Consider the following 11,895-nt stretch of genomic DNA (forward strand, 5'->3'; position numbering starts at 1 on the left):
CCAATCGCCGATTTCCGATCGCCGTAATTTCAATTACCCCCATTCCAATCATTCACCATCCACCGAAACGCTATCATTTTGTCCAATTACAGGCAACAAATGCTCGTGCAACTTCATCGCCTGCAAACAACTATTAATCCCAGAAACCGCCCGATCGTACTCTTGAATCTTTTGCTCATTCTCGGCTTGCCGCCGCAGATTCCCAGCAATCTTTTCCTCCGCCTCCTGTGCCAAAGTTTGCTCCAAATAATCGCGGGCTTGACTGTATTTCTGCAAAATATCATCAGCTTGCTTTTGGGCCAGCGGCAACAAATGCTCTTTCAGAGTTTGGTTGACAGTTTGGCGGAAAGTTTGTCGAATAGTTCTAGATACTTTCGGCTCGAAATCTAGCCGCAATAATTGCCGAATTGCCGGTTGGGCGTCAACCATATTTTCGCAGTCGAAACCTTGAGAAGTTTGCTGCAATGTTTCCCGGAATTGATAAATCGAAAATGTCCCTTCGTCGTAAAAACGGGGACTTTCTCGCACGTAGCGATCGCACTCTACGCCCGCCGCATTTACCAAAGCATCAGAAACCCGCTTTGATAACTCCTCTAACTGCTGTTCAATTCCCCCGTCATTCCCCAACAACCGATAAAGTAATCGATAGTATTCAGACTTGCGAACGCTATCTTTCAAATACTGGAAATAATTATCAACCAGTGACTTAGTAGCCTCTACTAAAATATCTTCCAACTGATTCGCTAAATAGTAAAGTGCCTCAACTAAAACAGCAATTAAAGGTGCTGTAGCATTGCGGGGATGATTCCGCAAAGTGCGTCCGTAAGCCGCCTCAACAGAAAATCCGTCTAACAATTCATCCAAGCGCCGGATCATCCGAGATTGCAGTTGCCGAAAGTCTATATCGAAAATATCGCATCTGTTCATAATCATTTCATTGACTTCTTCGGCGATATGTTCCCGAAAATCCTGTCCGACTTGCTGCAATTCTTGATTTAGTCGCAAAAGTTCTTGTGCTTTCATCGCTTCAATTTCGCGGGGCTGGCTGTCCAAATTCCGCTGAATTGTTTGGTAATATTTCCGCAGTTGAATGCACAAATCTTCTAAATCGTCAGCGAGATTTTTGAACAGTTGCGGGCGTTTTTCTTCGGTGAGGTAACGGGTGATGGCTGTGCGAAAATCTTCGATACCGCTATCTTGAATTAATTGAGCAATTAATGGTTGTCCTTGCTCTGCAAGAATCCGCACGTAGTTTTCATTAGGTGTTTCGTAGCTGTTCACTGAAATGCGAAATTTGCTCGGAGATAGCTTGCCAGAATTCGCACAGTAGCGATTAAATTCACTAACAAATTGCGGAATTTCTTCACTATTACCGAGAAAGTCTGAATCTAATTTATCATCTCCCGAAACTCGCCCTTGACTGCTGGCAAAGATTGTATTTAAACCAAAGCGATCGCGCCCTGTTGTCCCTCGAATCAAACTCCCGTAAAATCCCAACAATCCGCTAGTTTTGTAAACTCTCGCAGTATCGCGAAAGTCAGAATTAATCAGATTTTCTAACCGCTGTCGCAGTTGCGTGTTGTACCAAGTTTCGTCGATGCGGTTGAAAATGTAAAACAGTCGATCGCGAATTCCCGGATTTCCCCGTGTTTTTTCCATCAACTCGGTTTCCTCCGTCGTCATTTCCCCAGACGAAGCCGCTTTCAAAACGCAGACAACTGCCGAAGTATCGGGGCTTTCAATCTTATCATAAGTCAATTCTGCATCCCGCTGCACCGGCGCATCAATTCCCGGCGTATCGATAATAATATTGCCATCTTGTAGCAAGGGATGATAACAGTAATATTCAACTCGCTTGAGTACAGCACTGTTGCTACCGCGACGGGCATAACTAGCAGCTTCCTTGAGATTGGAAAAGTTAAACTGTTCCATCGAATAGGTAGCGTTTTCGAGAGTTTGGATGCGATCGCGATTTGCCTCAAAACCTTCTAACAGCAGCATCAAAGCCTTAGCTTTTTTGGCGAGCTCGGATTTATTTTCGCCGCCTTCCGTTTCAATAATTATGTTACATCCCTGAGACAACAGCGACACTACATCTGTTTGATTAATATTAAGTTCAGTAGTTAAACCTAACTGATGGCAAAGCACAGAAGCTTGCTGGCTAATCTCAAACTCGCTCAAAAAAGTTAGAACAACGCGCTCTTGTTCCGGCTCAGCAAAGGCGATATAACATTCCGTACCTGTCGCGTGTCCTTCAGCACTGTAGAGCAATTCCCGCTCCAACAAAGCATTAATCAGCATCGATTTTCCCGCACTGAAAGCGCCAGCAAACACAATTTCAAACTCAGGAGAAATTGCTTTTTTCAGAGAAGCTTGTACCGCCGTGATATCTTGTTGTCGCAAAGACGATTCCTGACGCAGCAGTTGCAGTAAAGAGTCAACTTGCTCTTGCAGATTGTTGCATTGAGGGGGCATTTGAGTCATCGCTGCAGACTGCTCCTGATTGTGGGAAAATTACCTTAGTTTTAATTCTCTGCTAGTTCAGGAATAATCACAACAGTAATTTTACTTATGCGATTCAGGATTGCTGAAAGTGCGATCGGCTATTCTGGCGACAAATCATATTGTTTATGGTTGTTTCGGAATTATTAAACCGCAGAGGCCGCAGAGGCCGCAGAGGAAGAGAAGAGAGAGATGAATAATTCCGATACCCACAGATTTGATATCATCTATTTACAGCCAAGTGGCGAAATCTGATATGTCAGTAAAATTTAGCCAAGCATCTCCTAATTTTTCGTACACCATTAGTAGTAAGGCGCGCATTATTGCGCCCCTACAAAATTAAACGAGCGCATTGCGTACTCTACATTAAACCGATAAATCCTGACGCGGTTTAAAAGACTCAACCTGCCGCAACTTTTCGTATAATTCCCGTTCCTCCTCGCTAATTTCTTTGGGAATTAACACCTGAATTTCTACCAATTGATCGCCCCGATCGCCATTTCCCGTCGGATAGCCCTTGTTAGCCAGCCGCAACCGCTTTCCAGACGTTACTCCCGGTGGCAATTTCATCTTTACCAAACCATCCAGCGTCGGTACTTCAATATCTCCGCCTAACACCGCTTCGCTGGGAGTCAGTGGCAATTCGCAGCAAACATCCGACATTTCCAATCGAAAAAATTGATGGGGAGAAACCGTGATTTTCAAATATAAATCTCCGCCGGCAATACCTTGATTTCGCAAGCGAATCCGCTGGCCTGATACCATAGCAGGAGGCAGATTCACCTCGATCGCTCGCCCATCTTCCAGACGAATTCGCTCAGTACCGCCCGAATAAGCCCTTTCCAAAGGCAGAGTTAGCCTGGCCTCAATGTCTCTTCTCGTTTCGCGATCGACTGTTTCCCTAATTTCCCGTCGCATTTCGCGATCGGCTATATCCCTTCTGATTTCGCGATCGACTATCTCCCGTCGCATTTCGCGATCGGCTATATCCCTTCTGATTTCGCGATCGTCTGTTTCCCGTCGCATTTCGCGATCGTCCACATCCCTTCTATCTTCCCTAGAATTAGCTACATAACTCGTTTTCTTAGAAGCCGTACTCCACGGTTCATAGGAGTCTACTCGCGGTGCATCATTCGCTGTCGCCATCCTCACTTCCCGGCGCCTTCCGAGCACTTGATCTAGAAATTTATTAAAATCAGAGTAATCGCTAAAATCGACATCTTCGGCCGGTTTTTTGCGGGTAGCTTTACCATTTCCCCAAGTTTTGAAATTGGGAAGTCGCACCCCTTGCTTGCCTTGAAATCCCTTTTGTTTCCAGAATTTACTAAACTGATCGTATTGAGCTCGCTTGTCAATATCGGAAAGAATATCGTAAGCTTCATTAATATCCTTAAACCTATCTTCAGCCGATTTATCCCCCGGATTTACGTCAGGGTGCAACTGTCTGGCTAGCCGTCGATAGGCTTTCTTAATCTCATCAGCCGTGGCATCTTTGGGCACTCCCAAAATTAGATAGTAATTGCGAAAATTCTGCATAGTTAGTCATTAGTTATTAGTCATTAGTCATTAGTTATTAATTATTAGTCATTAGTCATTAGTCATGCTGCTTCCCTGCTTCAAACTAGGGACTAATGACTAGGGACTAATGACTAACCACTAATTAGAGCCAATCGTCGTCATCATCCCAATCGTCGCTTTGATTTTGATAAGGGCGAGTGGGGCGATTAGCACTGCTTCTACGATCGCCCATACGATCGCCCATACGATCGCCCATACGATCGCCCATACGATCGCCCATACGATCGCCAGTGCGATCGGGAATTGGATCGACAGTCGATCGCCTGTACGGCTTAGCATTGGTATAATAGCTGCTGTCATCGCTGCGCCGCTTGGTACCGTCGCCCGTAAAAGTCCGCTTCACAGACTCAAAGAAATCGTCATCATCGTCATCCATCGCAAACGCGGAAACTTCCCTGCTCAAATCGTAAAGAGCATCCTGCAAATCCGAACCAACTTGGTCAACTCCGCGCTCATCATTGCGTTCCAAACTGTCTCGCAATTCCCGAATTAAAGTTTCAATTCGCTGGCGGCTTCTTTGAGCAAACTGCATTCCGCGATCGAGCGCCACCTCTCGCAACTGCCGCTCGGCTTGATAAGCTAAAGCTTCAGCGCGATTGCGTTTTTCTACCCTTTCCCGCTGCAACTTATCAGCTTGAGCAAACTGTTCCGCATCGCGAATCATTTGATTCACTTCCTGCTGAGTCAGCGTCGAAGCACCTTGCACAGTAATGCTTTGTTCCCTGCCGGTAGTTTTGTCCAAAGCAGTCACCAACAGCATCCCGTTAGCGTCAATATCAAAAGCTACTTGCACCTGCGGAATCCCTCGCGGTGCCGGCGGAATTCCAGTTAGTTTAAACCGTCCCAAAGACTTATTATCTCTGCCTAATTCGCGTTCCCCTTGGATCACGTGAATTTCTACCACAGTTTGGTTGTTTTCAGCAGTCGAAAAAATGTCCGATCGCCTGACGGGAATAGTAGTATTCCGAGGAATCAGTTTTTTCATCACACCGCCGATAGTTTCCAAACCCAGCGACAGCGGCGTTACATCTAACAGCAGCACATCGCGAACCTCGCCTCCCAAAATCCCCGCCTGAATTGCCGCTCCCACCGCCACAACTTCATCGGGATTCACATTTTGATTCGGCTCTTTATCAATCAAGTTGCGAACAACTTCCTGTACCAAAGGAATGCGAGTCGAACCGCCAACTAGCACAACTTCATCAATGCGAGAAGGACTCAAACTTGCATCAGCCAAAGCTTGTTTCACCGGACGCCGCAGCCGCTGCACCAAATCTGTGCACAGCCCCTCAAATTGACCGCGAGTTAGTCGCGTTTCCAGATGCAAAGGCCCGTCTTCGTTCGCATCGATAAACGGCAAATTAATCTCAGTGACACCGACTCCCGACAGCTCAATCTTGGCTTTTTCTGCCGCTTCGATCAAGCGCTGCAAAGCTTGCCGGTTGCGTCGCAAATCAATTCCTTCTTTTTCTAAGAATTGTTCTGCCAACCAATCCACAATTTTGGAGTCAAAATCATTACCGCCTAATTGAGTATCGCCGCTAGTTGCTTTGACTTCAAATACTCCGTCTCCCACGTCTAAAATCGACACATCAAAAGTACCGCCGCCCAAATCAAACACTAAAATAGTTTGACTTTCTCGCCTGTCCAAACCGTAAGCCAAAGAAGCCGCTGTCGGCTCATTTAAAATCCGTTTGACATCAAGTCCGGCAATTCGTCCAGCATCCCGCGTCGCCTGTCGCTGCGAGTCATTGAAATAAGCGGGAACAGTAATTACAGCCCCCGTCACCTCTTGTCCCAGATAGCGGCTGGCTTCATCGGCCAGTTTCCGCAAAACCATCGCCGAAATTTCCTCTGGGGCAAAATCTTTTTTCAGGCGGGGACACTTGATTTTGATGTTCCCGTTTTCGTCGCGGCGAGTTGTGTAAGGGACGCGCTTTGATTCTGGAGTCAGTTCGGTATATTTGCGCCCGATGTACCGCTTGACGGCGTAAAAGGTGTTTTGCGGGTTGAGAACAGTCTGGCGTCTGGCCATCTGTCCCACCAGGCGTTCTCCTTCCTTTGTGAAAGCGACTACCGAGGGAGTTGTCCGCATCCCTTCTGCATTGGCAATCACAACCGGTTTGCCGCCTTCCATGACGGCTACTACTGAGTTTGTTGTTCCGAGGTCAATGCCAACTACTTTACCCATGCGTCAGTTGTCTCCTGTGGCGTTGTGTGTAGCCTTTTCAATATAAGCGTTAAGTATGATTGCATTTATTGTACCGCGTCGAGAAGCGGGGGCTGCAGGGGGATTGCCTCACCTGCGCTTCAGGTTGCTGGGGTTGGCTGGGTGCGCGCGGCGGGTTGCAGGCGCGTGTAGCTGGAATTTGCGTTAACCCGGATCGGCATTATTTGTTGGGTTTCGTTTTACTGGCCCAACCTATGCTGTTTAAACTAGAATAGAAAGCAAATTTAGCGGGTTAATTATGCAAAGTATTAAAGTACGATCGCGCGTTGGTTCCGACGGGATGTTGCATTTGCAAATCCCCGGTGGTATCAAAGATACAGATTTGGAAGTTATTGTAATTTTCCAGCCTATAGCAACTGCAACTGAGGCTAAAACACCCGAAGATTTAGGCTGGCCGCCCGGTTTTTTTGAGAGAACTTTCGGGTGCTTTCAGGATGAACCTTTAGTTCGAGGAGAGCAAGGGGAATATGAAGAGCGAGAGGAATTGCTGTGATTTATTTACTGGATACCAATACCTGTATCGGTTACTTGAACGGCAGATCGATTGGAGTTTTGCGAAGGTTGCAGGCTCTACCTTCACAGGATGTCGCAGTATGTTCTGTTGTTAAAGCTGAACTGTTCTATGGATCTATGAGAAGCAACAATCCCGGTCGATCGCTTGCCCAACAGCAAGATTTTTTGAATCGCTTTATATCTCTTCCCTTTGATGACCAGTCTGCCCTAATTTACGGTCAAATTCGCGCTCAATTAGCTGCATCTGGGACACCCATTGGCCCTAATGACCTTTTGATTTCCTCTATTGCTCTTGCCAACAACCTAATTCTTGTAACTCACAATACCCGCGAGTTCAGCCGTGTTGAGGGTTTGCGTCTGGAAAATTGGGAGATAGAGGTCTAAGTTAGATGTATCGAGTTTGCCTACAATCACAATCTCGCTCCAACAATGCCTGCAATCAAAATAAAATTATGAAATTCACCCTTGATGTCGAAAACAATCCCGCAGGCTGGCCGGATCACACTCAATTACCAGAATCCGACGGCCCTTTTGTGAAAAACTTTCAAGAACATCCCCAAAGCATTCTATTAACCGATTCAATTACTCCCGTTTTGCAAAGAATTCATGCTGACGGGAACTATTGTATCGGTCAAGACAGCGGCATTTATTGGCGATTAACTGAGCCGCTAGAACGGGGTGCAGAAGCACCGGACTGGTTTTATGTGCCTAATGTTCCGCCAACACTGGATGGTCAGTCGCGCCGTTCTTATGTGATGTGGCAAGAATTTGTAGCACCGTTAATTGTGTTAGAGTTTGTATGGGGCAATGGTGCAGAAGAACGGGACAGAACGCCTTTATTGCGATCGGGTGAACAGGAAACTAAGCCGGGTAAATTCTGGATTTATGAAAATGTAATCCGTCCGGCACTTTACGGGATTTATGAAGTAACTAAGGCTAGCGTTGAAGTCTATCACCTGATCGAAGATAGGTATCAATTAGTTGCTGCAAACGAGCGCGGTCATTATCCGATCGCACAGTTAGGAGTGGAATTGGGAATTTGGCAAGGTATATATCAAAATGTGGAATTACCTTGGTTGCGCTGGTGGGATAGTGCAGGAAATTTGCTGTTGACGGGATTTGAAAGAGATCAACAAGAACAGCAAAGAGCCGATCGCGAACAAGAAAGAACTCAACAAGCCCAAGACCAATTAGAGGAATTGCGCGCTCAGTTGCGATCGGCTGGAATTGAACCGAAATTATGAATTGTCTGCAAGTGCGATCGCCCCCATCCCCAGCGATCGCACGTAAAAACTTTACAAGGGCGATCGGGAACATCGATCGCTCCTATTGAAGCTAAAATCAAACAACAACCCCAAATAAATCTATGGGACTCTTTGACAAGATTCGCGGCGAATTTGTCGATATCATCGAATGGTTGGACAATACCAGCGACACCATTGCCTATCGATTTGAGCGTCACCAAAACGAAATTAAACAAGGTGCTAAACTAACTGTACGACCCGGACAAATAGCAGTCTTTGTCAGCGAAGGTCAAGTTGCCGATGTATTCGCTCCGGGAATGCACGAACTGTACACCCGCAACTTACCCGTTCTGAGTACCTTAAAAGGCTGGCCCTACGGTTTCAACTCTCCCTTTAAAGCAGAAGTCTACTTTTTTAACACCAAAATATTTACCAACCTGAGATGGGGAACCTCTAACCCTGTAATTATCCGCGATCCAGAACTGGGCCCAGTGAGAATGCGGGCTTTTGGCACATACAACATTAAAGTTTCCCATCCAGAACAACTCTTAAAACAACTAATCAGCACTGACGGACTATTTCAAGTAGATGAAATCACCGAACAGCTACGCAATACAATAGTCAGTGCCTTTGCCAATTGGGTTGGCAGTTCCCGCGTTCCCCTGCTGGACTTTGCAGCCAACTACACCCACATGGGCGAACAGGTGCGAGTTGCCATACAGCCAAGTATCCAGCAGTTTGGGTTAGAGTTAACTCAGCTATTAATTGAAAATATCTCGATGCCGCCTGAAGTTGAAGCAGCACTCGACAAACGAGCCTCGATCGGACTTCTGGGAAATATGCAGCAATATACCCAATATCAAGCTGCTAACGCTATAGAAGCATCTGCAAATAACCCTAGCGGCGGCAATCAAGCATTAGAATTTGGCATGGGAATGGCACTAGGTCAGCAAATGACAAATATGATGCAGCCGCCAGCATCGCAGACTCCGCCGCCACCTCCCCCGCCAATACAAACTCAGTGGTATATTGCCCAAAACGGTCAACAATCAGGCCCTTTTGAATTGCATCAACTTCTGCAAAATGGTTTGACACATCAGGTAATGGTGTGGCGTGCGGGTTTTGACGGCTGGAAGTTAGCATCGCAAGTGCCGGAATTAGCATCTTTGTTGGCGACAGTACCGCCGCCTCCCCCGCCAGCAGCAGCCTAAATTTTTGTTTGCATATTTAGTTAATTGGTAATTGGTAATTAATCTGCTTTCCCGATTACCGATTACCAATTACATCACCAATAAACTATTATGAATACTTCTGAACCTGCTGTTAAACGTTTTCCCTGTCCTAGCTGCGGGGCTTATTTAGAGTTCAACCCCCAAGCAGGAAAACTCAAGTGTGCTTACTGCGGCTGGGAGGATGCAATTCCCCAAACTGCTGAAGAGGTAAAGGAAAATTCTTACGAACAATATCTCCAACTCGATCGAACGGCGCTGGCAACTTTATCAACAACAGCCCTTGAAGTAAAATGCAATGATTGCGGAGCAAGTGTTACTTTTGAACCGCCGAAAGTAGCGGGTAAATGTCCATTTTGTGCTTCGCCAATTGTGACGCAACCTGCAAAGGCTAGCCCTAGCGTGCATCCAGAGGGAATTGTTCCTTTTGAAGTTACGGATAAACAGGCCAGAGAAAGCATTCAGAAGTGGCTCAGCAATCGCTGGTTTGCTCCCTCTGCTTTGAAATCCCTAGCGCAACAGGAGAAAATTCAAGGGGTTTATTTGCCGTTTTGGACTTACGACACTTATACGGTTAGTTACTATCAAGGTTCTCGCGGGGAACACTACTATGTGACTGAAACTTATACAGAAACAAACTCGCAGGGCGAAACAGAAACTAAAACTCGCGAAGTGCAACATACTAGGTGGTGGCCTGCTTCTGGCAGAGTCGATCGCTTTTTTGACGATATTCTGATTCCCGCTACAACTTCAGTCGATCGCCCGCGTCTAGATGCGTTAGAACCTTGGCATCTCAAGGAGTCGCTGCGCGCTTACAATTCATCTTATTTAGCTGGGTTTGAAGCGCAGCGATCGCAAGTTTCTCTCACTCAAGGATTTGAATCTGCTAAAAATGTCATGGCCGGTACTATTCACTCGGATGTTTGTAGGAATATTGGTGGCGACGAGCAGCGGGTTCACAGCATTTCTACTGATTACAGTGGTATCACTTTTAAGCATATTTTGCTACCTGTGTGGCTGTGTGCCTATCGTTATCAAAACCAACGATATCAAGTAATGGTTAATGCACGCACCGCTGAAGTTCAAGGCGAACGTCCCTACAGTGTTTGGAAAATTACTGCTGCTGTTGTTAGTGGTGTCCTGCTTGCGGGTGTTATGTACCTATTGTTTACTGGTAATTGGAAATATATCCGTGTTCCCGGTTTGCCTCAGCCCCAACCCCAACCAACTTCCTTACCTCTACCTAGCCAAAAATTACCACCAGCGCCTGTTCCCTCTAGCGCACCTGTACCGAACCAAAAATTACCGCCAGCGCCTGTTCCCTCTTCACTCTAGTAATTCTGGATCAAGCAGTCATCGGAGGTGGCGGAGGCATCGTCGTCGGTGTAGTAGTCGCGATCGATGTCAGTAAAATTAACTCAATCATTATTTCGTCGGAATCAATAAATTTAATGTAAATCTGCCTTAAGGAGTACACAACAGTGTTTGTACGTGTATTTTTTAATACACCTAAATTAAAGAGGACCACCTCTCTTTAATTTAGGTGTTGCTTTAAGGATAGATTATGGGTACAGTCGATTTAATTGTACTGAGGATTTTAATAAAAACCCAGCCTCTTTTCATAAATTATAGATAAACCAATACTCCGGACAGTTTTTAAGCAGCCAAAGTACCATAAGACAAGACTGAAGGAAGATTAGGGTGATTTAAAATCAAATCCCGGTCTAAATCTAACTTATCAATAAAGGTACAAAGTAGATGCTTATTGAATTCCAGACGTTTATAAGAGGCCATAGAAAACACAAACGACTTGGCAGATGAATGACAACTAGAGAGTTCATGTTTAGCTAAGTTTAAGGCAATAAGACTGGCATTAAAATGAAAATCAAGCCGTGGTAAATGACGAGATTGACAATCTGACAATCCCGTAAATTGCTTGGCATCACGAAAAATAAATTCGATCTGGAAGCGAGCCTGATAATATTCAAGAATTTGCTCAGGTGGTAGGTGAATATCAGTGCTAAACAATAAAGCATTTTTGATTTTGCCGTTGGCTTGAACCTCAGAGATACAAACCAAACAAATTGGGCAATTTAAACAACAACGATCCACCTGCAATGTAGATAAGGAAACTCCCGGTTTTAGGTTTTTAACAAAATTAAGACGACTCAAATCATGGCAGTCAACCTTACCATCATATTTACGTGGAGCTCCCAGTTTTTTTTGTTCACCTGTATAGAAATAGCGTAGGTTAGCATCACTTCTTAACTTGCCAATAAAGTCTAAATTTAAGTCCCGCACAGCATCCCAGAATTTAGCTCGATAGTAATAGCCATCAGCCACCAAATAACGTACAGAAGTTGGGAAGTAACAATGAGTATTTTTTAGATGTTGTGCATAGTCATCAACTCTTGTGATGTCAGGCGTTGAGCTTTGAGGCTCCGGTTTTTTGCGCGATTTCTTAGACCAGCAATTCTTCGGATTTTGTGGCAGTTTTTTCACCGGCGGGGAGGACGTGACGTAGTTTGTTGTACGCTTAAGCTATAAGATAAACGAGTCTCAATTTCGACAATAGAAATCACAGAAATTTCCAACCCCT

The 11,895-nt window shown here is 45.5% G+C and carries 9 protein-coding genes; 5 read left to right on the forward strand and 4 right to left on the reverse strand.

Annotation, left to right across the window (positions count from 1 at the left end; genetic code table 11):
- Positions 1-48 precede the first annotated feature (48 nt).
- The 3 genes from QUB25_RS05490 to dnaK form a co-directional block, all read right to left on the reverse strand.
- On the reverse strand, positions 49-2,484 hold the full coding sequence (locus QUB25_RS05490) for a dynamin-like GTPase family protein (protein WP_333182296.1): 2,436 nt from the start codon (positions 2,482-2,484) through the stop codon (positions 49-51).
- 384 nt (positions 2,485-2,868) lie between these two features.
- The gene (locus QUB25_RS05495) at positions 2,869-4,038 is read right to left on the reverse strand and encodes a DnaJ C-terminal domain-containing protein (RefSeq protein WP_333182297.1); all 1,170 of its coding nucleotides are present in this window, start codon (positions 4,036-4,038) and stop codon (positions 2,869-2,871) included.
- 124 nt (positions 4,039-4,162) lie between these two features.
- The gene (gene dnaK, locus QUB25_RS05500; RefSeq protein ID WP_333182298.1) at positions 4,163-6,271 is read right to left on the reverse strand and encodes a molecular chaperone DnaK; all 2,109 of its coding nucleotides are present in this window, start codon (positions 6,269-6,271) and stop codon (positions 4,163-4,165) included.
- 277 nt (positions 6,272-6,548) lie between these two features.
- Here dnaK and QUB25_RS05505 point away from each other — a divergent pair, with 277 nt between their 5' ends.
- The 5 genes from QUB25_RS05505 (at position 6,549) to QUB25_RS05525 (ending at position 10,631) form a co-directional block, all read left to right on the forward strand.
- Positions 6,549-6,803: a hypothetical protein gene (locus QUB25_RS05505; RefSeq protein WP_333182299.1), complete on the forward strand. Its 255-nt coding sequence runs from the start codon at positions 6,549-6,551 to the stop codon at positions 6,801-6,803.
- Positions 6,800-7,207 carry a type II toxin-antitoxin system tRNA(fMet)-specific endonuclease VapC gene (gene vapC, locus QUB25_RS05510; protein WP_333182300.1) on the forward strand — a complete coding sequence of 136 codons (408 nt, stop codon included), beginning with the start codon at positions 6,800-6,802 and terminating at the stop codon, positions 7,205-7,207. Before QUB25_RS05505 ends, vapC begins: the two co-directional genes overlap by 4 nt.
- Before the next feature lie 68 nt (positions 7,208-7,275).
- The gene (locus QUB25_RS05515) at positions 7,276-8,067 is read left to right on the forward strand and encodes a Uma2 family endonuclease (RefSeq protein WP_333182301.1); all 792 of its coding nucleotides are present in this window, start codon (positions 7,276-7,278) and stop codon (positions 8,065-8,067) included.
- Positions 8,068-8,189: 122 nt separating this feature from the next.
- Entirely contained in the window at positions 8,190-9,278 is a 1,089-nt protein-coding gene (locus tag QUB25_RS05520; RefSeq protein ID WP_333182302.1) for an SPFH domain-containing protein, read from the forward strand.
- Positions 9,279-9,368: 90 nt separating this feature from the next.
- Positions 9,369-10,631: a hypothetical protein gene (locus QUB25_RS05525; protein WP_333182303.1), complete on the forward strand. Its 1,263-nt coding sequence runs from the start codon at positions 9,369-9,371 to the stop codon at positions 10,629-10,631.
- Between the two features lie 321 nt (positions 10,632-10,952).
- Here the strand turns inward: QUB25_RS05525 and QUB25_RS05530 are convergent, their stop codons facing one another.
- A complete protein-coding gene (locus QUB25_RS05530) occupies positions 10,953-11,798 on the reverse strand; it encodes a transposase (protein ID WP_333182304.1) in 846 nt (281 codons plus the stop codon).
- Positions 11,799-11,895: the final 97 nt, after the last annotated feature.

It is taken from the genome of Microcoleus sp. B3-D7, from assembly GCF_036705305.1.
In the GTDB taxonomy this organism is placed as follows: domain Bacteria; phylum Cyanobacteriota; class Cyanobacteriia; order Cyanobacteriales; family Microcoleaceae; genus Microcoleus.

Excerpts from the sequence above, each read along its gene's own strand:
- QUB25_RS05495 (WP_333182297.1), bottom strand. The coding sequence starts at position 4,038 with ATGCAGAATTTTCGCAATTACTATCTAATTTTGGGAGTGCCCAAAGAT.
- QUB25_RS05525 (WP_333182303.1), top strand. The coding sequence starts at position 9,369 with ATGAATACTTCTGAACCTGCTGTTAAACGTTTTCCCTGTCCTAGCTGC.
- QUB25_RS05520 (WP_333182302.1), top strand. The coding sequence starts at position 8,190 with ATGGGACTCTTTGACAAGATTCGCGGCGAATTTGTCGATATCATCGAA.
- dnaK (WP_333182298.1), bottom strand. The coding sequence starts at position 6,271 with ATGGGTAAAGTAGTTGGCATTGACCTCGGAACAACAAACTCAGTAGTA.
- QUB25_RS05505 (WP_333182299.1), top strand. The coding sequence starts at position 6,549 with ATGCAAAGTATTAAAGTACGATCGCGCGTTGGTTCCGACGGGATGTTG.
- QUB25_RS05490 (WP_333182296.1), bottom strand. The coding sequence starts at position 2,484 with ATGACTCAAATGCCCCCTCAATGCAACAATCTGCAAGAGCAAGTTGAC.
- QUB25_RS05515 (WP_333182301.1), top strand. The coding sequence starts at position 7,276 with ATGAAATTCACCCTTGATGTCGAAAACAATCCCGCAGGCTGGCCGGAT.